Origin of the sequence: Psychrobacter sp. NPDC078631 (genome assembly GCF_050268165.1) — a bacterium.
Taxonomy (GTDB): Bacteria; Pseudomonadota; Gammaproteobacteria; order Pseudomonadales; family Moraxellaceae; genus Psychrobacter.
The window spans coordinates 57,286-83,551 of record NZ_JBNNGG010000002.1 but is presented as its reverse complement, the minus strand read 5'-3'; the positions used below and the strand labels follow the sequence as shown (position 1 = coordinate 83,551).

Sequence of the window (26,266 nt, the reverse complement as noted above, 5' to 3'; positions counted from 1 at the left end):
TCATGGGTTTATCTGTTTAAGTACAGATTAATTCTTGTAACTTATGTCGCGCTTACTTATCATAGGGGCTGTTTTCGGTAAAGTCCTGTAACGCCATGTCTGTCCAACTACCTCCTTATCGTCCTATCAAGCATCGCAGTGGCCTTAGAGTCATGGGTGCAGCATTTCATGCCTTACTGATGCGTGAATTACAGACCCGTTTTGGTGGTTACCGTTTGGGTTACCTTTGGGCACCACTTGAAGTCCTCTTTCAGGTTCTAATTTTCTTAGTCATATTCGGTGCTATTAGAGAGCGTCTAGTTCCAGGTATGGATTTTTCCTTATTCCTAGTTGCTGGAATGGTACCTTTTAGAATGTTTCAAAAGATAGCAACGAGAGCTCTAGGAGCCGTCGAAGCTAACAAAGGCTTATTGATGTACCGATCGATTAAACACATTGATGTGATTATCGCACGCTCATTTCTAGAACTGGTGATTTATTTCTTTACATCGATACTACTACTTTTAGGATTGGCTTTTTTTGATATATATGCCAATTTAGAAAACCTGCATATTGTATTATTTTGCTGGATAACGCTATTTATATTTAGCTTTGGTGTTGCTCTGATTATGATGGTTGTTGGATATTATGGTGGAGAAATCAGTAAAGTAATTACTATATTGTTTACCATACTGTATTTCACATCCGGTATCATTTACCCGATTCATATAGTACCTGAACCATATTTTAGTTATTTACTCTATAACCCTTTCATTCATAACATCGAGTTAATTAGACACGCTTTTGCCCCTAATTACCCAGCATATCATATTGATATTTGGTATTTTTTAGAATGGATGTTCGTTGTGAACTTTTTGGGACTTTTACTCTATAAGTATGCTGAACGTGACATGATTCGTTCTCGATGAGTTAGTATCAATAATTATAATGCTAGTAATAAGAAAGGTGAGTAAATGATTGAGATAAAGAATATTTCTAAGTCATTTATGACAAAGAAAGGCCGTCATTACTTGTTCAAAGATCTAAATCTGACTATTGGTGATAAACAAAGTGTGGGCTTGCTCGGTCGTAATGGTGCTGGTAAGTCAACATTACTACGTATTATCTGTGGACTTGATGAACCGGATCATGGAGAGATTATTACCGACTCGACCATCTCGTGGCCAGTTGGGGTGGCAGGTGGTTTCCAAGGTAGTCTAACAGGCCGTCAAAACGTCCGATTTGTTTGCCGCTTATATTCAAGCGGGCCTTATATTGATGAAAAAATTCGTTTTGTCGAAGAGTTTGCTGATATTGGCAGTTATTTTGATATGCCGGTAAAAAGCTACTCATCAGGAATGAAAGCTCGCTTAACATTTGGACTTAGCTTGGCCTTTGATTTTGATTACTATATGCTCGATGAAGCAGGTGCCGTTGGTGATGCAGCATTCCGTAAGCGTAGTGAAGAGATTTTAGCGACCCGCCGCGCACAAGCAGGGTTTTTAATAGTGTCGCACAATATTGGTGATATCAAACGAAACTGCGATATTGGTATTGTACTAATGGATCAAACAGCACACGTGTTTGACGATACAACAGAAGCGATTGAGGTTTATGAAAAGCATATCCACAAAGCAAAAAAGTAAGATAATTAACTTCTCGCTGTTTATTGGCTTGGTCATCCTTCCTTGGTTGCTCGTTATATACTATGTAATGACACTGGCGCATCCGCGTTTCGTTTCGACTGCTGACGTGGTAGTGAAGCAAGTCAGTGATTCGAGCGTACCAGCTGGTGGTGGACTATCAGCTCTATTGGGCGTAAATAGTACCAGTAAAGAAGACGCGACTTATTTGACAGAGTATATTTTGTCGAATGATATGGTGAAGCGACTCGATAGTAAGTTTAAGTTCCGTGAAGCTTACTATGTTGATGGTTCTGATCCTATTTATGAAATCGATCCTGATGCAACCCAGGAAGATTTGCTCGAATACTTCAAGAAACGAGTGCACATTGATCTTGATGAGCAGAGCTATGTGCTTTCGGTATCAACAGAAGGCTTTGACTCAAAGTATGCTTTTGAGTTGAATAAAGCTATCTTAGGAGAGTCTGAGCGTTTTGTGAACCGCATTTCACAAGAAGTGGCTCGTGATCAATTGGCGTTTGCAGAAACTCAGTTAGACGAATCAGAAGAGCGTTTAAATGATGCCAAAGAGCAGCTACTAAACTATCAGAATGAAAACGAAATCTATGACCCACAAGCCAATGCGCAAATCGTCAATCAGTTAATTGGCAGTCTGCAAGCGCAATTAAGCTCATTGCGTACCGAAGAGCGTCAGTTACTTAGTTATCTAAATCCGGATGCGCCGCAAGTGGTTTCACTAAGAAGCCAGATAAAGGCTGTTGAAGAGCAAATTACACAAGAACAAACTAAATTGACATCACCAAATACAACCAAGTTGAACCGTCAAGCGGTACAGTTTGAGACTATCAAGGCAGATGTAGATTTTGCTACCGAGTTGTATAAACTATCGTTGTCATCGCTTGAGAAATCAAGACTAGAAGCGTTCAAGAAAATGAAAAACTTGATTGTGATCTCAACGCCCTATGAAGCTGAAGATGCAACATATCCGCGCCAAGCGTATCTCATTTGGACATCGCTTGCATTGCTCTTAATGCTATATGGCTTTGTGCGTTTGGTGATGGCAGTTGTCCGTGATCACCGCAGCTAATCTTGAAAAACCAGATATCAGTAATGATCGATAGATCAGGAAAGGAATATAACTCATGAATATGAAAACACGTTCTATCGTGATAGCGACAAGCTTGGCAATGGCGGCGACTAGTATGTCTGCAACAGCTGCAAGCAGTTATGCAGATCAAATATCAAGTTCGGGCTTTGGCACAAGCAACAATAACATGAGTCAATCTCAGAATCAGAGCAATATTAACGTGTCTACCCAAGCGTTTGCTGGGGCAGTTCCAGGGCAAGCAACGACCCAAGAAGCGGTTAACGCAGCAAGCTTACCAAGCCAATCTGTTATCAATACCACGCGTCCTTATCAAGATATTAAAACTCAAGATATGATGTTCGGTGAGCAATTGTTCCGTGGGGCATTTTCGACGACTTCAGGTTCGACCTTTAATGACAGTTATGTGATTAACCCTGGCGATAACGTCCAAGTAAGAATGTGGGGCGCTTACCAGTATGCTGCTACCATGACCGTCGATCCACAAGGTAATATTTTCTTGCCGAACGTTGGACCAGTCCGCGTCTCTGGTGTACAAAATGGTAGCTTACAAAACGTGGTTAAAAATGCTGTCAGTCGTATCTATCGCTCGAATGTAGGGGTTTATGCTTCATTAGAGCAGGCGCAGCCAGTTAAAGTATTCGTCACAGGTTTTGTTAAGCAGCCAGGCTATTACGGTGGTCTAGCAGCAGACTCGGTATTGTCTTATTTAGATAGAGCAGGCGGCGTTGACCCAACGCGCGGTAGTTATATCGATATTCAAATCAAACGTAACGGTCAAATGCTACAGCAAGTCAATTTATATGACTTTTTGCTAGCAGGTAAATTACAGGCATTTTCATTCCGTGATGGTGATGTCATCACTGTGGCACCACAGAAAAAGACATTTGTGGTAAGCGGTCAAGTTCAAAACGAATATACCTTTGAATTTGATGTGAATGATCTGACTATTGGTGATGTGTTGCAAGTGTCTAGTCCAGCAGCTAATGCTACTAATGTCAGCATTACTCGCAGTGCAGGACGTGCACAAACGGCGGAGTACTACTCATTAAGTGAAGCCCAAAACGTTCCTGTTTATAATGGCGATCAAATGGTAGTAACGTCAGATCGTTACGCAGGCACCATCGCTGTGCAGGTAAAAGGTGCACATACTGGTAATGGCGCGATGGTTGTACCATATGGCGCGCGTCTAAAAGATATCGTGCCACAATTACAGCCAAGCCCACTGGCTAAATTGACGCATTTAACCATCTATCGTGAATCTGTTGCTGAGCAACAAAAACGCATGATTAACGAGTCGCTCGACCGTCTAGAAGAGCTAACGCTTGCCACTCAGTCGACGACTCGTGAAGAAGCCGCATTGCGTCAAGATGATGCAGCATTGGTTAAACAGTTCGTTGCCAAAGCGCGTAATGTTCAGACTGACGGTCAAATTGTCGTTGTGCCAAATTCGTGGCAGGATATCATTCTGCAACAAGGCGACATCATTGAGATACCAGCACAAACGTCAGTCATTACAGTCAACGGTCAAGTACGAGCACAAGGCGCACTTACCTTTAATCCTGACTATACCGTTGGCGATTATGTGGCTAACTCTGGTGGTTTCTCTGATAACGCTGATACAAAAGATATCTTAATTATTCATCAAAATGGGGCGAGCCAAGTGGTCAATACTGCGTATCGTATCCAGCAGGGTGACGAGATTATGGTATTACCGAAAGTTAAAACTAAGCGTGTGGAGATTGCGCGCGGTCTATCACAGATTGTTTATCAGTTAGCAATTGCTGCCAAGGTAGTTCTAGACCTATAACGGTTAGCTATTCATAACTTAACGATGACTGTTGAATAGATTTAACTAAAATTAACGAGTGAAGGTATTAAAGGTATGGCAAAAGAAGTAGCGAATGAAGTCAAGGTATCTACTATGTCTACCTCTGATCATGCGCTACTTTCGCCATTGTCACAGTACCAATCACCAAAGCAACTGGCAGTAGTTGGTAAAGGTATGTGTCGCAATAACTTGCTACTCTCGCAAGTGTTGCAAGCTGATATCCAGCGCTGGTATCCGTGGTCAGGCTTGCAACAAAGCCTGATAAATCGCAAGAAAAAACCACAACCTGAGGCATTTATTGGATGGGGGCATAAGAAAAGCTTCCAACGAGCTGATAAAGCTGCCACTCGTCAGGACGTGAATACCTTAAGTATTGAAGATGGATTTTTGCGTTCGTTGGATTCAGGTATTAGTAGTCGCCATGGTTTGAGCGTGGTTGTCGATGATATTGGCATCTACTTTGATATGACACACCACTCACGTCTTGAGCAGTTGGTTATTGAGCGTACCAAGAGTACTAGCAATGATCGCGCAGCAGGCGATGCACGTGCTCGTCATCTGATGGCACGTATATGCGAAGAAAAACTGAGTAAATATAATTCTATAATCGATTGTCCATCGTTGGATAAATTGATTAATGAAGAAAACATTAACGAAAAAGAAAACGCTTCACAATCACATATCCTGTTGATTGACCAAGTAGCGGGTGATGCCTCTGTTAAAGGCGCTGGTGCGAATAAACGTCAATTTAAGAAAATGCTAAAATCTGCATGTCGCAACCATCCTAATGCCCATATTTGGATAAAGGCTCATCCTGCGTCAAAATTAGGCTATCTATCCAACTTAAAACTGCCTAAAAACGTTAGATTATTGACTGAATCTCTCAATCCTATTGAACTGCTTAAACAAGTAAGTGATGTCTATACCGTTAGCTCACATATGGGCTTTGAAGCATTAATGTTAGGTAAAAGAGTACATTGTTTCGGGGTCAGCTGGTACAGTGGCTGGGGGCTGACTAATGATACTAACGCACCTAAAAACCTATTTAAATCAGTTCACAAACGTCGTTTAGAATCAGCTGAGATATTCCTCAATAACAGAGATTTGTCAAACTCAGCAGTGTTTCCTGTCATGTCACATAAGACGCTTGAAACGTCATTAGAAACATTATTTTATAGTGCTTATATTGATTATAGTCGTTATGTAGATCCAGCAACGAAACAAGCTTGTGATATCGATGCAGCCATCGAATGGCTAGTGACCAATCGGCGGTGGCAAGCGCGCCTTGAAGGCGATTTGACAGTATATGAATTTAGTCGTTGGAAGCTGCCATTTGTCAAAGCTTTCACAGACCTACCACGTACGACATTATTCGTTAAACCAAAACCGCGTTTAAAAAACCTTCTACATCCAGACCATTTCCGTGTCAACTACCAACAGCCTTTATTGGTATGGGGTTTGGCCAAACGTCAGCAAGTACAGAAGAAGCTACAGAGTAAACTTGTTGAGCAAATTTTAGATATGCCAGCTATTTATTGTATGGAAGATGGGTTTATCCGATCAAATGGTTTAGGTGCTACTTTACTCGCACCACTGTCTGTTGTGATAGACAAACAAGGTATCTATTACGATGCGACTCAGCCTTCAGATTTAGAAATATTGCTGCAAAATTGTCAGCCATTAAGTTCTGAACAGCGTCTTCGCGTAAACAAACTGCAAGACAAACTGCTGAATCAGCGGGTAAGTAAATACAATGTTGGGGTTGGTATAGATATTTCTAGTATCCAAAATAATTCGTGGATACAAAATGCCAAAATATCTGGGAGACGACGCGTTCTTATTATCGGTCAGGTAGAGGACGATTTGTCAGTACAGTACTGCGGCTCCATAATAAAGACAAACAGTGGTTTGATCGAACGTGTACGACAAGATAACCCAGACGCTTATTTGATTTATAAGCCGCATCCTGATGTTGAAGCGGGACTGCGAGCAGGTAAAGTATCAGAAGCTCATCTACGACAAGTTCAAGCGGTTGCCTACGAGACTGCAATGCCTGATTGTTTAGAATGGGTGGATGAGGTTCATACGATCAGCTCATTGACTGGTTTTGAAGCGTTGCTGCGTGGATTGGACGTCACTTGTTATGGATTGCCGTTTTATGCAGGTTGGGGATTAACCACAGATATGGACGGGCAGTCGTTACCGAAAGCCACCTACTTAAAAAGACGTCAACGAGATATACATTTGACTCTTGAGCAGCTAATATATGGCGCGCTTATATGCTACCCGCTTTACCGTTTGCCTGATGGCTACGGGCTAGCACAAGTAGAGCAGGTGATCGATTATTTGTATCCTCCTAAAGATTTACAGCTGCTTGAGAATAGTGAAAAATCGCAGTCTGAAATGGCTAGTACTTTAAATAGTTCATTTAAGACTGTGACCTCGTCTTTATCTACAAAGTTAAGACGTCACGCGACTACACGTTTTATGCAGCAACGTCATCGATGGCAACAGAAATTGCGTAAAATGTCTCGTTAATTTATTAGAGTAGCACCGTATAATTGCATTGCGACAAATAGATGCTTTTTCGGTATAATCAATTTTACGCTATTTGTTTTTATACGGTTGTACGGTACGACCTTTCTTGTTTTTATTTCTTATTTTCTCATTTAATGGTAGCCCTGTATTATGGCAGCTTCGATGTCTCACTTGCTTACTCATCGACATGTCTTGCTACTACAAGGAAAAATGGGTGGGTTTTTTAATCGATTTTCTTCATTCTTGCAAACTCAAGACATTAAAGTAAGCAAAATCAATTTTAATGCAGGCGATGCCTTTTTTTACCATCACGACAATACCTACGAATATACCAATACATTAGCGCAATTTTCCTCTTGGTTGCAGGCGTTCATTAAAGAAAATACCATTGATGCGATTGTATGTTTTGGCGATTGTCGACCGCATCATACTCAAGCAGCGTGCGTTAGTGAGAAGCTAGGTATTTCATTCTTTGTTTTTGAAGAAGGGTACTTGCGTCCTGATTACATTACTTTGCAAGAACATGGGATTAACGGTTATTCACGCCTAAACACTGCTGAGATCAAAGCACTTAAGAAAGCCAATGATCAGCCTCTATACACACATAATCGATTTTATCGCTTAAGTATCGCGGCCATCGTCTATTACATTATTGCTTGGCTTTATAAAAGCCGTTACCCACATTATTCACATTATCGTGGTATGACCGCCTGGCAAGAAGCAATTGCTTGGTTAAAAGCACCGTGGCGGAAGCTACGAGGATATTTGCCAGATAAACACCTGCAAAATAAACTGACCAAGCAAGAAAGTAACAATTACTTTTTGATTAGCTTGCAAGTACATAATGACTCACAGATTACCCATCATAGTGATTATCGTGATGTGGTACAGTTCATTGACGAGTCTATCGCAAGCTTTGCAAATTTTGCTAAGCAAAAACAGTTACTTGTGTTTAAGCATCATCCATTGGATCGTGGTCATAGAGACTATCGGGAGCTGGTAGCTAGCCTAGCTGAGCGCTATCAAGTGTCTCATCGTGTTTTTTATGGGTGTGATATGCACCTGCCAACTTTGATGAAATATAGTATTGGCATGGTGACTATTAACAGTACGACAGGCTTGCAGTCGGTTTATCATAAGAAACCAACTAAGGTTATGGGTCGTGCAATTTATGATATTCCTAAGCTAACAGATCAAAAGCCGCTTGATGATTTTTGGCAGCAGCCTAAGGGCCCAGATAATGAATTTTATTTGAGATTTCGTGAGTACCTGATAGAGCAAACTCAAATAAATGGTGCTTTTTATGGCAGATCGCCATGGATGTATAAGTATTTGTGCCAAACTGGCAGCGAAACGACAGACGTAGATATGTCTAAAACCAATTTACCCTAGTCATTTATTTGCTTTTCTTTCTAAGAAGTCATAGTAACTATAATGGTATCTATATAAAGAAACGAAGTTCAACAAGTGTAACGATTGTTGCGTTATCCTTTTTTAGCTGGTCATTTCATCTGCAAGTCACATCTCTTCTAACAAAATCGCCTTACTTTGCAGTGGAAAACTGCTAGAATACTCTTTTATGTCTGCGCATAAGAGTTAATGTGCTTGGCTATAGGTTTTAGACAGTGGTATTAGCCCAATCGGCTTGTTGTAACGGTTAACCTTCAAAGAAGTACACGCACCTTATCAATTGCATCTGACAGTATTTATTTTTTAGTTTTATTATTCTATCACCCTTAATTTAGTAGGCGCTTTGTGACTGCATTAGCCAATATTCGTAACTTTTCAATCATTGCCCACATTGATCATGGTAAGTCGACCCTTGCCGATCGTTTTATTCAAATGTGCGGTGCCTTGCAAGATCGCGAGATGCAGGCGCAGGTACTCGACTCAATGGATATTGAGCGTGAGCGCGGTATCACTATTAAAGCACAGTCAGTAACGCTGTTTTATGATCATCCAAATGGTGAGCGCTATCAGCTTAACTTTATTGATACCCCGGGCCACGTTGACTTCTCATATGAAGTGTCGCGTTCATTAGCAGCTTGTGAAGGTGCGCTATTGGTTGTTGATGCCGCTCAAGGCGTAGAAGCACAGTCAGTAGCCAATTGCTACACAGCCGTTGATCAAGGCTTAGAAGTCATGGCGGTGTTAAATAAGATTGATTTGCCGCAAGTTGAGCCTGAGCGCGTCATTCAAGAAATTGAAGATATTATCGGTATCGATGCAGTTGATGCACCGCGAGTATCAGCCAAATCTGGTCTGGGTGTTGATAAGCTGCTAGAAGCGCTAGTAGAGTTTATTCCGGCACCAACTGGTGATCGTGAAGCACCACTGCAAGCACTAATTATTGACTCTTGGTTCGATAATTATTTGGGTGTGGTCTCATTGGTACGGGTGCGTGAAGGTACTATACGTAAAGGTGATAAGTTATATATCAAATCTACTCAAGAGGCACATCTGGTTGGCTCGATTGGTGTCTTTACCCCTAAGCCTGTAGATACGGGTGTTTTAGAAGCAGGGGAAGTCGGCTTTGTTATTGCGGGTATTAAGGATATTGCCGGAGCGCCGGTAGGCGATACTATCACTCATGCTAAAACCCCTGATGTGGATCGTATCCCAGGTTTTAAACAAGTCACGCCACAAGTCTATTCTGGTATGTTCCCAGTAGATTCGAGTGATTTTGAAAAATTCCGTGAAGCTTTGCAAAAACTGCAAATCAACGATGCTTCGCTGTTTTTTGAGCCAGATACGTCGGATGCGCTTGGCTTTGGTTTCCGCTGTGGCTTCTTGGGTATGCTGCACATGGAGATTATCCAAGAGCGTCTAGAGCGTGAATATGATCTAGATTTGATTACTACAGCGCCCTCAGTTATTTACGAAATTGAGAAAAAGAACGGTGATGTAATCTACGTAGATAACCCATCACATCTACCTGAGCCAAACAACATTGAAGAATTCCGTGAGCCAATTGCTCGCTGTCAGATTTTAGTACCGCAAGAATTCTTAGGCAATGTAATGACGCTATGTATTGAGCGTCGTGGCGTTCAGGTTGATATGCGTTTTATGGGTCGACAAGTACAGCTTATATTTGATATTCCAATGGGCGAAGTGGTCATGGATTTCTTTGATCGCCTAAAGTCAGTCTCACGTGGTTTTGCATCGCTAGACTATAACTTTGAACGTTATCAAGCCGATAAGTTGGTGAGAGTTGATGTACTAATCAATGGCGATAAAGTTGATGCCTTAGCGATGATCGTGCACGAAACCCAATCACGTTATCGTGGTAATGCTCTAGTTACTAAGATGAAAGAGTTGATTCCACGTCAAATGTTTGATGTCGCAATTCAAGCAGCTATCGGTAGCCAAATCATTGGTCGTAGTACGGTAAAAGCCATGCGTAAAGACGTATTAGCAAAATGCTATGGTGGCGATGTGTCACGTAAGAAAAAGCTACTGTCTAAGCAGAAAGCTGGTAAAAAACGTATGAAGCAAGTAGGTAACGTGGAAATCCCGCAGGAAGCCTTCTTAGCTGTGTTGCAAGTTGATAGCTAATCGCTAAACGTAACCTAAGATAGTCATTGTAGATAACAGTCAAATGTAGTGAGTTTTATCGTAAAGGTGTTAGATAAGCCGCTCGTTAATAGGCAATTTGGTATGGATTTTGATTTTAATTTAATTTTAGTGCCGTTAACTATAGTCCTAGGAATTGTTTGGCTGTTAGACAAGTTAGCGCTCAAACAGCGCAAAACTCGTGGTCGAGGTCAAGAAGGCTTACTAGTTCGCTGGGCTTATGACTTTTTCCCTGTGTTAGCAGTGGTATTGATAGTACGCTCATTTTTGATTGAGCCATTTAATATCCCATCATCGTCTATGGTACCGACGCTATATACAGGTGACTTTATTGCTGTTAAAAAGTATGCATATGGCGTGCGCCTACCGTTAACCTATAATAAGGTGCTAGATACTGGTGAACCTGAGCATGGCGATGTAGCCGTGTTCCGCTATCCTGAGAACCCGAGCATTTATTATATTAAACGCGTTATCGGTTTGCCTGGCGATACCGTAAGTTATAGCCAAGGCACGTTGTCTATCAATGACGTACCTGTTGAGACTAAGTCTGTAGATTTCTCGGCAAATGCTGAATTGACTTCACAGCTATACTTACCAGGTCGAGTTGGTCCAGGTCAAGTGTTGACCGAAGAGAGTGCTTCTGCAATGGGTCAGCAAGAAGAAGATGCGGCACAATATTTTGAAGAAGTACAAGGTGACAATAAGCACCTCGTGCGATATTTAGACGGTATGAACAGTTCACAGTATGCACCATTTTTACAGCAACAGTCACCAGAGGTGGTTGAATCAGAAGGTACGGAATGGCGTATCGAAGTGCCAGAAGGTCAATATTTTGTGATGGGTGATAACCGCGATCGCAGTGCAGACGGTAGATTTTGGGGATTCGTTCCAGATGAAAACCTAGCAGGTAAGGCTGTCTATATCTGGATGCATAAACCACCTGGCCTTAACCTACCAACCTTTGAGCGTAATGGTACTATCAATTAAGGCAATGTGATTGCTTAGCGATTGATTTATCTATAATAGTTTTATGCTAATATCATTGCTATCTAATAAATAGCTATTTATTATTTATATACTTATTCAAAATAGTCATTTATCTTTAGAAGGATCTTATAATGCAGCAATTATCTGGTTTGGCTACGCAGCACGGTGCCAGTGTGACAAATATTGTTCTCATTATTATGCTTTTGGGTATTGCGACTAAATTGACAGTAGCTATCGTACCAGCTCAAATTGGTGACTACCAATTGACAAAGCTTTTGAGTACACAGCTAAAAGAAGCCAATAGTAATAACGAGACGGCTAAGCAATTCGTTGAGCGTGTTGATAAGCAGTTATCAATTAACGCAGATTACGATACTAAAGCCGAAGACGTATTTACTTTTACCGATAAAAAAACAGGTCAATTGGCTATTCATAAAGAATATGCAATAACTAACAACTTTTTTAGCAATGTTGATATTATTAACCGTTTCGAGGGTGACGTCGAAATGGCAACAGCAGAGTAAGTCGCAATAGTACGACATAGCACCTTCATTATTTCATAAGATATATCAAATAATATTATTAAACTAAATCTGTCAAGCAGAAGGGATAACCACAAACCTCGCATGAAACCAACTTTGCACCATTCCCAAGCGGCTTCTACTTCCCAAAAAAATAGTACGTCTGTTGACACGCTTGTTGTTAGCTCAGAATTTATTCAGCGGTTAGCAGTATTAACGCGTAAGTTAGGCTACGAGTTTAATGACTTGAGTCTACCCAAACTTGCGTTAACGCATCGCTCATTTGATAGCAGAAAAAACTATGAGCGCCTAGAGTTTTTGGGTGATGCACTGTTAGGGATGATTGTGGGTGAAGCTTTATATCATCGTTATCCTAGTCAAAATGAAGGGCGCTTAACGCGTATGCGTGCAACACTGGTGCGCCAAGAGTCGTTGGTAATTATCGCTCAAAACTTAGAGCTGTCTAACCATCTTATATTAGGGGTAGGTGAGCGCAAAGGTGGTGGTCGCAATCGTGCTTCTATACTGGCCGATGCCGTAGAGTCTCTGATTGGTGCCATTTATTTAGACAGTCAAGATATGGATATTACTCGTAAATGTGTTCTCTCTTGGTATGGTGATCTGATTGATAATGTCAATGACCAAAAAGCGCTAAAGGACGCCAAGAGTCGGTTACAAGAGTGGCTACAATCTAAACAGTTTGACCTGCCTAATTACGAGCTCATGGAAACGCGTGGTAATGCACCGCATCAAATTTTCGTTGTACGTTGCCATGTCAATATCAATAATTGCCCTGATATTACTGAATCTGGTGAGAGCCGCCGTATTGCTGAACAGAAAGCAGCAGAGCTTATGATTAACCAATTACATAAATTGCCAGGATCTGCCAAAAAACGTGTATAGCCGATGTCTATTAATGCATTTTTAGATGCAGAGTATTAGCTTAGATTGGTTTATAGCCTGCAAAACATACATTAAAACTACCTCACATATTATTTATTTTTAAACTTTAAATGTCTCTAGCCCGTTTTTAATGGTGACTGAATAAATTTGGCATCAACGACTGTTTGGCTAGTCACAAACCCTATAGGATTAACTTATGAGCAATCATACTGATTTGCCATCAAACAATGAAGACGGCACCCAAAATTTGGGTGAAAATACAGATATTGAATCAAGCCAAAACAATATCGAAGTTACCAAAGAGATTCATGCTACTGATGCAGAAGATATTGCATTAGACAATGATATGGCTATTGAAGAGTTTTTTGCGCCAAGTGGCAATGCTCGCATGGCCGATGATTTTAGAGCAGGTTATGTGGCCATTGTTGGACGTCCAAATGTGGGCAAATCAACTTTGATGAATCACTTATTAGGTCAAAAGCTGTCTATCACCTCACGTAAACCGCAAACTACCCGTCATCGTATTCATGGCATTTTGTCAAACCATGAAATGCAAGCGGTGTTTGTTGATACACCAGGTATTCACCGTAACGAAGTACGTGCTATCAATGAACGTATGAATAAAGCGGCGGTATCGGCTTTAGTAGATGTAGATTTAGTACTGTTTGTTGTTGATTCAGATCAATGGCGTGACGATGACTTATTGACCTTGCAAAAGCTCGGTGAGACCAACCTAACAGTCGTATTGGTTATTAATAAGTCAGATACTCTAAAAGATAAAGGCAGCGTACTACCGCTTATTGAAACTTTCAACGATAGTTTCGATTTTGCTGATATCGTTCCTGTATCTGCACTAAAAAATCAAAACTTAGATCGTTTGCAAGAAGTGATTGCTTCGCATTTACCAGTCGCTGCGCCTATTTACGATACAGAACAAATCACAGATCGCTCTGAGCGATTTTTGGCCAGTGAAATCATTCGCGAAAAAATCATGCGCAGTGCGGGTGATGAAGTGCCATATGATTTAACCGTACAGATTGATGAGTTTAAAGACGAACCTGCACATACTGATCCAAAAACAGGGCGTCCCCGCAAAGCTTGTACTTTCATCGATGCGACTATCTATGTTGAACGTGGTGGTCAAAAAGCCATCGTTATCGGAGACAAAGGTCAGCGTATCAAACAAGTTGGTATGGATGCTCGCAAAGATATGGAGCAGTTATTCGGTAAAAAAATCATGTTAACGCTGTGGGTCAAAGTGAAACGTGGTTGGTCTGATGACGAACGTGCGTTGACCAGTTTGGGCTATTGATAGCGGTTAAAAACGCACGCTTCAAAAGCACTATCTGCCTTTAAGCTATTTAGGTAATAAAAAATGCGTAATGAAGCGCTCGTCGGGTATTTATTGCATCAGCGTCCTTATCAAGAAAAGCGCGCTTTGTATTATCTTTTTTCTCAACAACACGGTGTGATACATGGTGTTGGGAAAAAAGGCGCGCCACTATTTATGCCGTTACAGCTTTTTGCTACTGGTAAACGCGACTTAAAAACTTTTAGTCAAATTAATATTGCCTCGCAAGATACGACTCAAGCTGACAGTGTTCAAAAAGATAGTACATCTGCTGTCTTAGAAGCCGTACCTTACGCTAATATCAGTGGCCAACATCAGTATGCTGCACTATATATAAACGAGATTCTGTGGCGGCTGTTACCTACTGAAGACCCAATGCCTGTATTGTGGCAGCATTATCAAATCAGTCTACAACATCTCAAGCAGCCCTTAAGTAATAGCGAGCTTCGTCTCTGTCTACGTCAGTTTGAGCAGTATCTATTTACCGAATTAGGATTCACTTTAACGTTAACGCATGACAACGTTGAAGATCCCATCGAGTATGATTGTACTTACCGCTTTTTACCGGATGTAGGTTTGCTCCCTGTATTGGTACATAATGAAGAGTCTGAGCATTTAGCCAGTGAGTCTGGACAGACTGTTTTTAAGGGTGCGGATATCATAGAAATGGCACGTTTAGGTATTACTGAACAGACGCTGAGCCATTGGTCAAAACTACATCGACATCTTATTGATTATTTGCTTGACTATCAGCCGCTACAAAGCCGTCTGTTATGGCAGCAGCAGCAACGTTATCAATAACTGCATTCTCAAATATCATCGTAGTATCAACTATATAAGTTAGGCTTAATTGTCCAAAGGATTTTTATGAGTATCTCTGTATCTACCTCATCTGAAAGCAGTTCAAAAAAACCTTTGTTAGGCGTGAATATTGATCACGTGGCAACATTGCGTCAAGCGCGCGGTGTGAATTATCCGAGTCCTCTAGCTGCTGCATTACTGTGCGAAAAGGCAGGGGCAGATGGTATCACTATACATTTACGCGAAGATCGTCGTCATATACAAGATGCAGATGTTTATGAAATGGCAGGCCAGTTGTCGACGAGAATGAATCTAGAGATGGCCGCAACTGATGAGATGCTTGCAATTGCCTGCGAAATTAAACCTTTTTGGGTATGTCTAGTACCTGAGAAGCGTGCAGAGTTAACGACAGAAGGTGGTCTTGATGTTGCAGGGCAAGTCACGTCTTTGAAAGAGTATGTTCATAAGCTACAAGACTCTAATATTAAGGTTTCTTTGTTTATTGATCCAGATGATAAGCAGATTGCAGCCGCGATAGAGTGTGGTGCGGACGCGATAGAATTGCATACTGGTGCTTATGCCGAAGCAGGCTTAGCAAATGATACTGCCGCACAGTTGGCTGAACTTAAAAGAATCGAACATGCAGTAGCTACAGCACAGAGCCTAGACGATAAATTGCTTATTAACGCGGGTCATGGTTTAACGTGTGACAATGTTAATGCCATTGCAAAGATTGATGGTATATATGAGTTAAATATCGGTCATGCACTTATTGCAGATGCCGTGTTTGTAGGACTAGAAAGCGCTGTGACAATGATGAAAGAGGCTATGTATAAATAGTTTTGCTTGTATGGCATCTATTACCCATTACATTTCGTAGGGTGGTCTGCGTTAAGTTTATGTTTGACGATACCGGATTGGTTAAAAGAGATTTGGTACATTGATTTGTTATAAGAAGAGGTAGGGCAATATTTTATATGACCGAAGTGTCCTCGTGGTCTGCCGCTATCACCCCAAAATTTAGTATAGTGACGCCTACCGCCAACTCTTAATTTCACTGTACTATATCTTAGGTTTAAAGATTGCTGAGTTAATAAGGTATCTACTTTAGAATCAAAATGCTTATTGTTGTTTTTATCTACGAATAGCAGAAGTGTCTTATCACTGTTCCTATGGCATTGCTGTGCATCATTCGATAAACAAACCAAGACATCTTGCCGACTTATATAACTTTCGGCCTTTGCTAAGGATAAGGTGTTCTCTAGTTGATGCTTGACACGTTGCGCTTCCATTCGTGCTAAGTGCGTTAAGATACTTGGCGCTGCAATAGCTGCGATAATTCCTAAGACCATTGTCGTCACAGTTAGCTCAACGAGAGTAAAGCCTTTTGATTGCTTATCACTGAGAATATTATTGTTCTTAAGGGATGATTTCCTATAACTGACTAACTTCAATAGTTTATTGAATAACCTAGATACAATAGCTAAGAAATTATCAATTCCATACCTGCCTTTTCTGCAAATAGGTAAACAAAAGGTAAAAATGACTATTCTCTTATAATGGGCCAGTACCTTACTAAGTAAGTTCATAATGCGCTACATCCTATAGCTGTTTGTCATTCAAGTAAAAAACAACGTCTCACACATCCTTGTGTTGACTACCTTTTAAGCAAACCAATTGTCCAAATTCTTTAAACTTTCTCTTATTCCACTGTATATAAAACAAATGCAATTACTAATTACTTGATTTTCAGAAGAATATTGGTTTTTTACAATATATATGTAATATATAGCGACTGTCAAAAAATGTTTCAATTAGTGAAAGAACGACATTAGCAATAGAGAAAAAATTCTAATTGTAATAAAATGCTTCAAGAAAATAGATATCAATAGACTATTCATCTATCGCAAACTGATGTGTAAAAGATAAGAAGCGTAAGGTGTGTTAGTTCTAGGTAACTTAGACTGTTTATTGTGTTTTAGTTACAACATTATCGTGTAATAATGTGTAGCTCGTTAACGAAAAAAGTTGTAAACTGAATTAATAATCGCTAAGCTACTCCTTAATTGGTTTTGCTTTGTAACTTAAAATGCGTAAGAGATGTCTATCTTAGTACGTCTTGAGAATCGGTTTTGCTTAATGCATCACTAAAATTATCCTTTGGAGGAAGTCCATGAAATTGAACAAAATAGCTCTAGCTTTATTTGCCGTAACAGCTGCTCCATTAGCAGCTAATGCTGGTGTTACTATTAGCCCATTGTTACTTGGTTACCACATGACTGAAGAATTCAGTGATACCTCTGACAAGCAGCGTGAAGTTTTACGCACTGGTAAAGACTTATATGTAGATGCCAATGGTAATTCTATTGACGGCCGTGCTGGAAATGTAACTAATGGTGGCGTAGCCAAAGAAAGCAGCCTATATACTGGTGCAGCTTTAGGTATCGAACTTACTCCTTCTACTCAGTTCCAAGTAGAATATGGTGTATCTGACGCAAACGGCGAAGCTTCTGAAGATTCAGCTGATGCAGGCGTTAACCGCTTTGATATCGAACAAGAAATGATTTCTGGTAACTTCTTGATCGGTACTGAAGAATTCACTGGTTACACTGATAGCGCACTTAAGCCATATGTACTAGTAGGTGCTGGTCAGTCTAAAATCAAAGTAGAAAACCAAGAACAGTATACTAACTCTAACGGTGAAATAGTTGCTGCTGGTACTGAAGTATCAAACTCTAAAGACACTATCGGTAACCTAGGTCTAGGTGCTATGTATCGCATCAATGACGCGCTAAGCCTACGTGGTGAAGCTCGTGCGATTCATAACTTTGACAACAACTGGTGGGAAGGCATGGCTTTGGCCGGTCTAGAAGTAGTACTAGGTGGCCATTTAGCACCTACAGTAGCAGTACCACCTATGCAAGAGCCAGTAGTTGACAACACTCCAGTAGTTGTTGTTGAAGCTGATCTTGATTCTGACGGTGATGGCGTACCTGATAGCATCGATGCATGCCCAGGCACTCCAATGAACGTTGTAGTTGATGAGCGCGGTTGCCCAGTACCAGTAGACATTACTGACGAATTGAAAATGGAACTACGTGTATTCTTTGATAACGACAAGTCAGCTATCAAAAACCAGTACAAGCCAGAAATCGCTAAAGTAGCAGAGAAGATGCGTGAGTATCCTAACTCTACAGCTCGTGTAGAAGGTCATGCTTCTAAGACTGGTCCTTCAGCACGTTATAACCAACGTCTATCTGAAGCTCGTGCCGTTGCTGTTAAATCTATGCTAACTAACGAATTCGGTATCGCTCCAAACCGTCTATCAACTGTAGGCTATGGTTATGACAACCCAATCGCTTCAAACGACACTGAAGAAGGCCGTGCTATGAACCGTCGTGTTTATGCCATCATCACTGGTGACAAAACAATGACTGTTGAACAAACTAAAGATATGGTTGTTCAGTAAGTATTAGCAAAATAACCGTATAGTTAAATATATAGTTACAAAAAAAGCCACCCAATGGGTGGCTTTTTTTTATTTATGTATTGAGAAAAGTGAGTTATTACATAAATTTATGAATCAATAATGTTATACTAGCCACCCAAACATTCTGTAAATTAACAGTATGTACATTAGCATAGCAATCTGTATGATGAATTCGTCAGTATAGATATTTGATTGTATTGAACTTTTTTATTTGATAGCATTCTTTTCTGCGTCATCTTAGATTCAATATCTATCTGATTGATGATGAAAGTTTATTCAGCAGCGCTTACTGCTACTGCATTTTTTTAAGACGAAACGAGCATTTTATATGGCGAACGATATCAAACACCTGCGTAACATTGCAATTATTGCCCACGTTGACCACGGTAAGACAACTTTGGTTGATAAGTTATTACATCAGTCTGGTACTTTTGGCGACCGTGCAAACATTGCTGAGCGTGCAATGGACTCAGGTGATATTGAGCAAGAACGTGGTATTACCATTTTGGCTAAAAACACAGCTATCCGCTGGACAGATAAAACTTCAGAAACTGAATACCGTATCAACATCGTGGATACTCCAGGTCACGCCGATTTCGGTGGTGAAGTTGAGCGTGTAATGTCTATGGTTGACTGCGTACTTTTGGTTGTTGACGCTGTTGATGGCCCAATGCCTCAGACTCGTTTTGTGACGCAAAAAGCATTCGAACAAGGTCTAAAGCCGATCGTTGTTATCAACAAAATTGACCGTCCTGGCTCACGTCCTGATTGGGTAATGGATCAAATCTTTGATTTGTTTGACAACCTAGGTGCAAATGATGAACAGCTTGATTTCCCAGTTGTTTATGCTTCAGCATTGAACGGTATCGCAGGTCTAGAAGCAGATGATTTAGCTGATGACATGACGCCATTGTTCAAAACTATCGTTGACGTTGTTCAGCCTCCACAGGTTGATGCTGACGCTCCGTTCCGTATGCAAATCTCAAGCCTTGATTACAACAGTTTTGTTGGTGTAATTGGTATTGGCCGTATTCAACGTGGTAAAGTTAAACTTAATACGCCAGTAACTGTCATTGATAAGCATGGTAAGACGCGTAACGGCCGTATCCTAAAAATCATGGGTTACCATGGTCTTGATCGTATTGACGTTGAAGATGCACAAGCAGGTGATATCGTTTGTATCACGGGTATCGATGCACTAAACATCTCTGATACTATTTGTGATCCTAACAACGTTGAAGCATTACCAGCACTAACGGTAGATCAACCTACAGTATCTATGAATTTCCAAGTAAATAATTCACCATTTGCTGGTCGTGAAGGTAAGTTCGTGACTTCACGTAACATTCGTGAGCGTCTTGAGCGTGAGCTGATTCATAACGTAGCATTACGTGTAGAAGACACTGAGTCTCCTGACAAATTTAAAGTATCAGGCCGTGGTGAGCTTCATTTATCAGTACTTATCGAAAACATGCGCCGTGAAGGTTTTGAGCTAGGTGTTTCTGGTCCAGAAGTTATCGTTAAAGAAGTTGATGGTAAGCTACAAGAGCCGTATGAAAACGTTGTCTTCGATATCGAAGAAGAGCATCAAGGTTCTATCATGGAGCAAGTTGGTCTACGCAAAGGTGAGATGACTAACATGGAGCTGGACGGTAAAGGCCGTATGCGTATTGAGGCAACCATACCAGCGCGTGGCTTAATCGGTTTCCGTTCTGAGTTCCTAACCCTGACTTCAGGTAGTGGTATCATGACTTCGAGCTTCTCACATTACGGTCCACAGAAGATCGGTGATGTTGGTGGTCGTTCTAACGGCGTACTGGTTTCTATGGCAAATGGTACTTGCCTAGGTTTTGCTCTATTTAACCTACAGAAACGTGGTAAGTTGTTTGCTGAACCACAGCTTGAAGTTTATGAAGGTATGATTGTTGGTCTTAACTCTCGTAACGATGATATGACTGTTAACCCAACGACTGCTAAACAGCTAACCAACGTACGTGCTAGTGGTACTGACGAAGCATTGACGTTGACACCAGCAGTGAAGTTCACTCTTGAGCAAGCGCTTGAATTTATTCAAGACGATGAGCTAGTCGAAGTAACGCCAAAAGCGGTACGTATTCGTAAACGCTACTTAACTGAAAGTGAGCGTAAGCGTCACGGCCGTGGTAAGAAAGGTGCTTAATATCAATAAGTGAGTTACTTAGTGATTCATAGTATTGATGTTTGACGCAAACACTTAGTGTCAGTAGTTTTACTGGCACTAAGCGGTTAAGAAATGAGCAGTATAAGGTGAGCTATTAGTGGTTCACTTTATACTGCTTTTTTTTGTGTTGTAATCTTGGAAAAATGCAGACAGAATGAATAGTGGTATTAATGTATTCAATTATCAGCATAAAAGCTAGATGTGATACTAATTATATAAATATCTATTTGTTTATAGATAAATTTTGAGGAAAAAACAATGAGTATGGTTTCAGAGTTTAAAGAGTTCGCTGTCAAGGGTAATGTGATGGATTTGGCAGTCGGTGTCATCATCGGCGGAGCTTTTGCTACCATCACAAAATCTTTGGTAGATGATATTATTATGCCGATTGTCGCTTTTATCTTTGGCGGCGAGATTAATTTTGAGAACATGTTTTTAATTTTAGGCGATGCACCTGATGGTATTGCTATGACTTATGATGCGCTCAAGGAGGCAGGTGTACCTGTACTGGCTTACGGTAGTTTTATTACCGTACTTATTAACTTTCTAATCTTAGCTTTCATCATCTTTATGATGGTGAGAGGTGTCAATAAAATGCGCCGTGCTGAAGAGGTAGAGGAAGTTATAGAAGAAGCAGTAGAAGAGCCATCAGAGGAAGTGAAGTTGCTGCGCGAAATCAGTGCCAAATTAAGCAATACTAGTATTACGAAATAAATTATCGACTTTTCGACAATAAAAAAGGCTAACTTCTCGAGTTAGCCTTTTTGTTATGAAATAGTCACAGTCATTTTTGTGTACTATTTGATGTACCTACTAAAAGCAAATTGTTACGGAGTGACCACTACATAATCATTAGTGTTAATCAGAATCTCTGATGGTTGATCGACAACGATACGTACCACGTTATTATCAACGACTTGAGATTTGTAATAGTTGTCTTCTGCAACTGTACAGCCTAAACAACGTCCCATAGCATCCCAAGGTTCAACAAATAGCTTCTGCTGTGCTTGGTCTGCATTACCACCAATAAGTGAGAAAGGTAAGCTAACGATATAAGCTGCCGTACCAGCTACCGCATTCACGAGTTGCAGTGGTTTACCAACAATCGTATCAACTACCATCGTCTCGTATGAAGGCCCAAAATCAGTTTCATCAATTTCTATAGCTGCAAAAGTAGGCTGGATAGTCGCAGCTACCAATCCTAGAGTTGCCAATACAGTAAAAAATCTCTGCTTAACTGTGCGTTGGGTTTTTGCTTTAACAGTCATAACGATATCCTGAAACTCATAGTAGTATGATTAATGGCTGCTGCTATCTTCACACAGGAATCTTGCGGCAACAATAGTTAGTCTAAATATTACAGAAAAATAAATGATACGCACTATTTATGTAAGCGCTAGCACTATTAAAGCAAGATGTGCGCTAATAAGCAACAAAAATGAGAATAATCTAGTTATAGCTTTGACAATATTTGGTACTTTTAGAATGAATGCTCTGTTCAAATATTGTCTTCATTTAATATAAACGCAGCACAAATAAGCGAGTATCAGTTGTTAGCTATTTTAACGGCTGACAATTTGGACAATAAACACTAGCTCTACCAGTAAGCTTGATGTTTTCTAGCGTCGTACTACAATGCAGACAGCTCTCTCCTTGTCTACCATACACATTTAAGGTTTGCTGAAAGTAACCAGTTTGACCACTTGCTACTGTGAAATCCCGTAGTGTCGAACCGCCCAGTTTTATCGCTTTCTTTAAAATTTCTTTAATATGATTCACTAAAATGACAATCTGATCGTATGAAATTTGATTGGCTGGTGTAGCAGGGTGGATGCCAGACAAGTACAGGCTTTCAGTTGCATAAATATTGCCAACCCCAACTACGACTTCTTGTTCCATGATGACAGATTTAATAGCCCGAATAATGGGTTTTAGTCGCTTATTCGTTTTAGTATCATCTGACGATGACCCATTGCTATCTTGACTAGATAAATCTATACGCTGGATTAAACTGTACAAATAGTCTGCGGTAAAATCTTTTGAAAGCGGTTCAGGACCTAGATGATCTAGTAGTTTATTGCCGTAATCCTCATGCCATAGTACTGAACCAAAGCGTCTCGGATCGTAATAGTGTAGCTGAGATTTTTTATTAGCAGTATCATTAAAAACGACGACCAGATGATCATGTTTACGCTTATCAGTACCATAGCTGTGCTGTTGTAAGCTACCTGACATTCCTAAGTGAATAAGAAGCTGACGTGGTTCAACTTTACTGGCTGACATTGAAGCGTTATTCTGTGCAACTGCTGGCAGAAAATTAAGAATCAGATACTTTGCTCGGCGCTCGACACTCTCCAATGTGTAATTAACCAGCTCGTCTAAGTTATCTGGCATCATCCATCGCAGCTTTGGTTGAAATACTTTAACATCAACTACCTGTTGCCCCAACAATGGAGCAAGACTGGCTTTAGTGGTTTCTACTTCAGGTAATTCAGGCATAGTATTTTTTGACAACTCTATTGTGGAATAAACAACGACTGACTTAAGGTTTTATTTACACGACTGCACGGCGCGCGTGCAAAATACCATGCTGCTGTTCTAATTTTGCGAGCAGCTTAGATAGATGTGCTAAGCCTGAGACTTCAATATGGAACTTTAAAAAAGCAATATTGTCGTCATTGCTTAACGTTTGCACTTGGCGAATATTGACGTTCTCTTTATCAATTATCTGTGTCAAATCACGTAGCAAACCGCGTCTGTCATATGCTTCGACATGAATATCAACAGGCTGATAACGCCCCGTCTGTACTTGCCAAGCGGCTTCTATCTTGCGCTCAGGATCACGCTCGACCAGACGTAAGTACTCTGGGCAGCCTCGATTATGCACGCTAACGCCACGCGATAAAGTGATGTAGCCAGCTATCGGTTCGCCATGCACAGGGTGGCAACAACCTGCCAAATTGATTTCAATATTATCCAAGCCATCGATATGTATTTTATACGCATCGAGCTTACCTGTATCTCGGTTATCTACATGCGGTACAAAGCTCTCTGGTGGAATCTCAGGCTCTAGATGCAGCTGACGAGAGATATGACTGGTCAACTGATTCAGGCCAATATCACCTGTCACCAGCCCTACAATAATATCGTCGGTCGTATTGACATGAAAATGCTGAATATAGTCGTTTAGATCAATACTATTAGGATGAACAGATAGGCGCTCAAGCTCTTTACTGAGCATTTGGCGACCTATTTCAATATTCTTATCACGGTCTTGCTTATTAAACCACTGGCGCAGTTTTGAACGGGCACGATTGGTATGAATATAACCTAGCGATGCTACCAACCAATCACGATTAGGCTCACGCGAAGCCTTAGTGATAATCTCAACTTGCTCACCTGTTTTCAACTGATAAGTCAGTGGCACATAGCGCTGATTGACGCGAGCTGCCTGCGCGCGGTTGCCAACTTGAGTATGCACATAGTAGGCAAAATCGAGAACGGTCGCGCCTTTTGGTAGTTCGGTAATATCACCGTCACGACTAAAGATATAAATACGTTCTAGTTCATCAAAATCAACGAGTTGCTCTTCTTCGTCAAACTCGATATCGTCTATTTCTTCGCCCGCTACCACAGCTGAGCGTGGCTGATTGCGTGTCTCATTATTGATAGATAATAATTGGCGTAATGAGCTGATTCTTTGATTCAGATAGTTGTCTTTCTTGTTCTTTAGCCCTTCTTTGTAATTAACGTGCGCACACATACCAAGTTCGGCCTCAAAGTGCATCTCATGAGTACGAATTTGGACTTCGAGTGATTTATTTTCCGCGATTACAGCAGTATGTAGCGAGCGATAACCATTGGACTTAGGGTTGGTAATATAGTCATCAAACTGCTCAGGAATGTAACGCCATAAACCATGTACTAGGCCTAAAACGTGATAACAGTCAGAAGGGCTATTGACCAAGACGCGCAAGGCACGAATGTCATAAAGCTGATCAAAAGATAGACCTTTGAGCTTCATTTTTCGATAAATAGAGTAGATATGTTTGACGCGCCCAGATACTTCGCCTTCGATACTGGCATCTGCTAATGATTCATTTAGCTTGTCTTGTACGCGCTGAATATAGGACTCACGTTCGCTACGCTTTTCTGACAGTAGCTTAGCAATTTCTTTATAGCGATCAGGCGCAAGATAACGGAAAGCTAAATCTTCGAGCTCCCATTTTAGCTGCGCGATACCTAGGCGATGCGCTAATGGTGCATAAATAGTCATGACCTCACGCGCGACACGAGTTTGACGCTCTGGCCTAGAAAACGTCAACTCACGCATGGCAAAGGTACGCTCTGCCAATTTTATCAGTACCACGCGCACGTCGTTGGTGACAGATATGAGCATGCTATAAATATTTGATAGCTGATCTCGCTGATTATTGACGAAATGGTCTTCTAAGCGCTTGTTGCTCTCGATAATTTCCGACAGCTTACCCATTGCAAGAGTGTCTTTAACAAGGGTCAAAATATCTGGACCAAAGTTTTTTTCAACTTCAGCGAGACTAATGATTGATTTGCGCGCACTGCGATACAGCATGGCCGCGACCAATGCGTCTTCATCTTGATAAAGATAGGTCAAAATATCGGTCATACCAATACCGGTAACATAAGCGCCTGAGCGCTCAGATTCGCTGGTGTTCATATGACTGCGAATAAATTCGCAAGCTGCACTTAGGTTGGGTACTGACTCTTGTCCAATACGTTTGGCCACATTATCTAGCCAAGTAGGTACGTCGATATTGGCTTGGTCTAAGTCGACCGCCTCAAGCTCTTTGTTCGATAGCGCATTGGTATCATCCGAATACTCGTCTTCAGTGTGAGGGTCATGTAAATGATAAGTGTGTGCAGCTGAGCGATCAAAAGTAGTATGTAACTTGTGAGTTGCCAACTGGTATTTGATGTCGAGGGGGATTTGGGCATAGCTATTGGCTGACTGGTGAGAGCGTTGGCTCGCCACCAGTTGCGCCGCAAGTGTTGCACTATCGGCCTGCGTGGTCTGTCCATCCACCAGCGGTAATCCTTCACGAATTTTTACCATAGCCGACTCCTCTTAGCTATTTTGAATTGATTATAACCTCATCTACTATGCACACACTCTGAATTAACGATCCATAAAGTGTCAGCTATAAACCAATACAACTGCTAAAAATGTTATTTTTAGCAGCTATAAAATGCGCGTAAAATATATAAAGCTATGAGTGCAAATGCTTGCTATGTAGCGATTGGAAACATCATCAAAAACATAGGAAGATTGTTTACTATTATCTCATTTTAAAGTGACAAATCAAGC

Annotated in this window: 20 protein-coding genes; 16 read left to right on the top strand and 4 right to left on the bottom strand. The window is 40.9% G+C overall.

What is annotated here, in order from left to right; translation table 11 throughout:
• Positions 1-152 precede the first annotated feature (152 nt).
• From ACQKCP_RS06450 to ACQKCP_RS06390, 13 genes are all read left to right on the top strand, one after another.
• Entirely contained in the window at positions 153-908 is a 756-nt protein-coding gene (locus tag ACQKCP_RS06450) for an ABC transporter permease (protein ID WP_427611723.1), read from the top strand.
• 45 nt (positions 909-953) lie between these two features.
• Positions 954-1,625 carry an ABC transporter ATP-binding protein gene (locus tag ACQKCP_RS06445; RefSeq protein ID WP_427611722.1) on the top strand — a complete coding sequence of 224 codons (672 nt, stop codon included), beginning with the start codon at positions 954-956 and terminating at the stop codon, positions 1,623-1,625.
• Positions 1,594-2,709, top strand: coding sequence for a capsule biosynthesis protein (locus tag ACQKCP_RS06440; RefSeq protein ID WP_427611721.1), 1,116 nt, complete (start codon positions 1,594-1,596; stop codon positions 2,707-2,709). Before ACQKCP_RS06445 ends, ACQKCP_RS06440 begins: the two co-directional genes overlap by 32 nt.
• A gap of 55 nt (positions 2,710-2,764) precedes the next feature.
• Entirely contained in the window at positions 2,765-4,537 is a 1,773-nt protein-coding gene (locus ACQKCP_RS06435) for a polysaccharide biosynthesis/export family protein (RefSeq protein WP_427611720.1), read from the top strand.
• 75 nt (positions 4,538-4,612) lie between these two features.
• Complete coding sequence (locus tag ACQKCP_RS06430) at positions 4,613-7,096, top strand: capsular polysaccharide biosynthesis protein (protein ID WP_427611719.1); 2,484 nt, start codon at positions 4,613-4,615, stop codon at positions 7,094-7,096.
• 150 nt (positions 7,097-7,246) lie between these two features.
• Positions 7,247-8,488 carry a capsule biosynthesis protein gene (locus ACQKCP_RS06425; RefSeq protein ID WP_427611718.1) on the top strand — a complete coding sequence of 414 codons (1,242 nt, stop codon included), beginning with the start codon at positions 7,247-7,249 and terminating at the stop codon, positions 8,486-8,488.
• Positions 8,489-8,851: 363 nt separating this feature from the next.
• Positions 8,852-10,651 carry a translation elongation factor 4 gene (gene lepA / locus ACQKCP_RS06420; protein ID WP_101204270.1) on the top strand — a complete coding sequence of 600 codons (1,800 nt, stop codon included), beginning with the start codon at positions 8,852-8,854 and terminating at the stop codon, positions 10,649-10,651.
• 102 nt (positions 10,652-10,753) lie between these two features.
• The gene (lepB, locus tag ACQKCP_RS06415; RefSeq protein ID WP_427611717.1) at positions 10,754-11,656 is read left to right on the top strand and encodes a signal peptidase I; all 903 of its coding nucleotides are present in this window, start codon (positions 10,754-10,756) and stop codon (positions 11,654-11,656) included.
• Between the two features lie 131 nt (positions 11,657-11,787).
• A complete protein-coding gene (locus ACQKCP_RS06410) occupies positions 11,788-12,180 on the top strand; it encodes a DUF4845 domain-containing protein (RefSeq protein ID WP_427611716.1) in 393 nt (130 codons plus the stop codon).
• Positions 12,181-12,282: 102 nt separating this feature from the next.
• Entirely contained in the window at positions 12,283-13,080 is a 798-nt protein-coding gene (rnc, locus tag ACQKCP_RS06405) for a ribonuclease III (protein ID WP_427611715.1), read from the top strand.
• Positions 13,081-13,426: 346 nt separating this feature from the next.
• A complete protein-coding gene (era, locus tag ACQKCP_RS06400; RefSeq protein ID WP_057762330.1) occupies positions 13,427-14,392 on the top strand; it encodes a GTPase Era in 966 nt (321 codons plus the stop codon).
• Positions 14,393-14,455: 63 nt separating this feature from the next.
• Positions 14,456-15,232, top strand: coding sequence for a DNA repair protein RecO (gene recO, locus ACQKCP_RS06395; RefSeq protein ID WP_427611714.1), 777 nt, complete (start codon positions 14,456-14,458; stop codon positions 15,230-15,232).
• A 66-nt stretch (positions 15,233-15,298) separates the two neighbouring features.
• Positions 15,299-16,072 (top strand): pyridoxine 5'-phosphate synthase, encoded by a 774-nt coding sequence (locus ACQKCP_RS06390; RefSeq protein ID WP_427611713.1) that lies wholly within the window; start codon positions 15,299-15,301, stop codon positions 16,070-16,072.
• 20 nt (positions 16,073-16,092) lie between these two features.
• Here ACQKCP_RS06390 and ACQKCP_RS06385 read toward each other — a convergent pair whose 3' ends face one another.
• Positions 16,093-16,821 (bottom strand): GspH/FimT family pseudopilin, encoded by a 729-nt coding sequence (locus tag ACQKCP_RS06385; RefSeq protein WP_427611712.1) that lies wholly within the window; start codon positions 16,819-16,821, stop codon positions 16,093-16,095.
• 584 nt (positions 16,822-17,405) lie between these two features.
• On the opposite strand from ACQKCP_RS06385, the gene ACQKCP_RS06380 reads away from it, so the two are divergent.
• From ACQKCP_RS06380 to mscL, 3 genes are all read left to right on the top strand, one after another.
• Positions 17,406-18,701: an OmpA family protein gene (locus ACQKCP_RS06380; RefSeq protein WP_427611711.1), complete on the top strand. Its 1,296-nt coding sequence runs from the start codon at positions 17,406-17,408 to the stop codon at positions 18,699-18,701.
• Positions 18,702-19,050: 349 nt separating this feature from the next.
• On the top strand, positions 19,051-20,901 hold the full coding sequence (gene typA / locus ACQKCP_RS06375) for a translational GTPase TypA (RefSeq protein ID WP_057758402.1): 1,851 nt from the start codon (positions 19,051-19,053) through the stop codon (positions 20,899-20,901).
• A 279-nt stretch (positions 20,902-21,180) separates the two neighbouring features.
• Positions 21,181-21,636, top strand: coding sequence for a large conductance mechanosensitive channel protein MscL (gene mscL / locus ACQKCP_RS06370; RefSeq protein ID WP_427611710.1), 456 nt, complete (start codon positions 21,181-21,183; stop codon positions 21,634-21,636).
• A 113-nt stretch (positions 21,637-21,749) separates the two neighbouring features.
• Here mscL and ACQKCP_RS06365 read toward each other — a convergent pair whose 3' ends face one another.
• The 3 genes from ACQKCP_RS06365 to ACQKCP_RS06355 all read right to left on the bottom strand — a co-directional run bounded on the left by ACQKCP_RS06365 (position 21,750) and on the right by ACQKCP_RS06355 (position 26,014).
• Positions 21,750-22,190, bottom strand: coding sequence for a hypothetical protein (locus ACQKCP_RS06365; RefSeq protein ID WP_114701175.1), 441 nt, complete (start codon positions 22,188-22,190; stop codon positions 21,750-21,752).
• A 289-nt stretch (positions 22,191-22,479) separates the two neighbouring features.
• On the bottom strand, positions 22,480-23,421 hold the full coding sequence (gene mutM / locus ACQKCP_RS06360) for a bifunctional DNA-formamidopyrimidine glycosylase/DNA-(apurinic or apyrimidinic site) lyase (protein WP_427611709.1): 942 nt from the start codon (positions 23,419-23,421) through the stop codon (positions 22,480-22,482).
• Between the two features lie 55 nt (positions 23,422-23,476).
• Positions 23,477-26,014 (bottom strand): RelA/SpoT family protein, encoded by a 2,538-nt coding sequence (locus tag ACQKCP_RS06355; RefSeq protein ID WP_427611708.1) that lies wholly within the window; start codon positions 26,012-26,014, stop codon positions 23,477-23,479.
• Positions 26,015-26,266: the final 252 nt, after the last annotated feature.

What these genes read in the sequence shown, in the direction of transcription:
- ACQKCP_RS06450 (WP_427611723.1), top strand. Translation starts at nt 153, where the DNA reads ATGGGTGCAGCATTTCATGCCTTACTGATGCGTGAATTACAGACCCGT.
- ACQKCP_RS06445 (WP_427611722.1), top strand. Translation starts at nt 954, where the DNA reads ATGATTGAGATAAAGAATATTTCTAAGTCATTTATGACAAAGAAAGGC.
- ACQKCP_RS06440 (WP_427611721.1), top strand. Translation starts at nt 1,594, where the DNA reads ATGAAAAGCATATCCACAAAGCAAAAAAGTAAGATAATTAACTTCTCG.
- ACQKCP_RS06435 (WP_427611720.1), top strand. Translation starts at nt 2,765, where the DNA reads ATGAATATGAAAACACGTTCTATCGTGATAGCGACAAGCTTGGCAATG.
- ACQKCP_RS06430 (WP_427611719.1), top strand. Translation starts at nt 4,613, where the DNA reads ATGGCAAAAGAAGTAGCGAATGAAGTCAAGGTATCTACTATGTCTACC.
- ACQKCP_RS06425 (WP_427611718.1), top strand. Translation starts at nt 7,247, where the DNA reads ATGGCAGCTTCGATGTCTCACTTGCTTACTCATCGACATGTCTTGCTA.
- lepB (WP_427611717.1), top strand. Translation starts at nt 10,754, where the DNA reads ATGGATTTTGATTTTAATTTAATTTTAGTGCCGTTAACTATAGTCCTA.
- ACQKCP_RS06410 (WP_427611716.1), top strand. Translation starts at nt 11,788, where the DNA reads ATGCAGCAATTATCTGGTTTGGCTACGCAGCACGGTGCCAGTGTGACA.
- rnc (WP_427611715.1), top strand. Translation starts at nt 12,283, where the DNA reads ATGAAACCAACTTTGCACCATTCCCAAGCGGCTTCTACTTCCCAAAAA.
- era (WP_057762330.1), top strand. Translation starts at nt 13,427, where the DNA reads ATGGCTATTGAAGAGTTTTTTGCGCCAAGTGGCAATGCTCGCATGGCC.
- recO (WP_427611714.1), top strand. Translation starts at nt 14,456, where the DNA reads ATGCGTAATGAAGCGCTCGTCGGGTATTTATTGCATCAGCGTCCTTAT.
- ACQKCP_RS06390 (WP_427611713.1), top strand. Translation starts at nt 15,299, where the DNA reads ATGAGTATCTCTGTATCTACCTCATCTGAAAGCAGTTCAAAAAAACCT.
- ACQKCP_RS06385 (WP_427611712.1), bottom strand. Translation starts at nt 16,821, where the DNA reads ATGAACTTACTTAGTAAGGTACTGGCCCATTATAAGAGAATAGTCATT.
- ACQKCP_RS06380 (WP_427611711.1), top strand. Translation starts at nt 17,406, where the DNA reads ATGAAATTGAACAAAATAGCTCTAGCTTTATTTGCCGTAACAGCTGCT.
- typA (WP_057758402.1), top strand. Translation starts at nt 19,051, where the DNA reads ATGGCGAACGATATCAAACACCTGCGTAACATTGCAATTATTGCCCAC.
- mscL (WP_427611710.1), top strand. Translation starts at nt 21,181, where the DNA reads ATGAGTATGGTTTCAGAGTTTAAAGAGTTCGCTGTCAAGGGTAATGTG.
- ACQKCP_RS06365 (WP_114701175.1), bottom strand. Translation starts at nt 22,190, where the DNA reads ATGACTGTTAAAGCAAAAACCCAACGCACAGTTAAGCAGAGATTTTTT.
- mutM (WP_427611709.1), bottom strand. Translation starts at nt 23,421, where the DNA reads ATGCCTGAATTACCTGAAGTAGAAACCACTAAAGCCAGTCTTGCTCCA.
- ACQKCP_RS06355 (WP_427611708.1), bottom strand. Translation starts at nt 26,014, where the DNA reads ATGGTAAAAATTCGTGAAGGATTACCGCTGGTGGATGGACAGACCACG.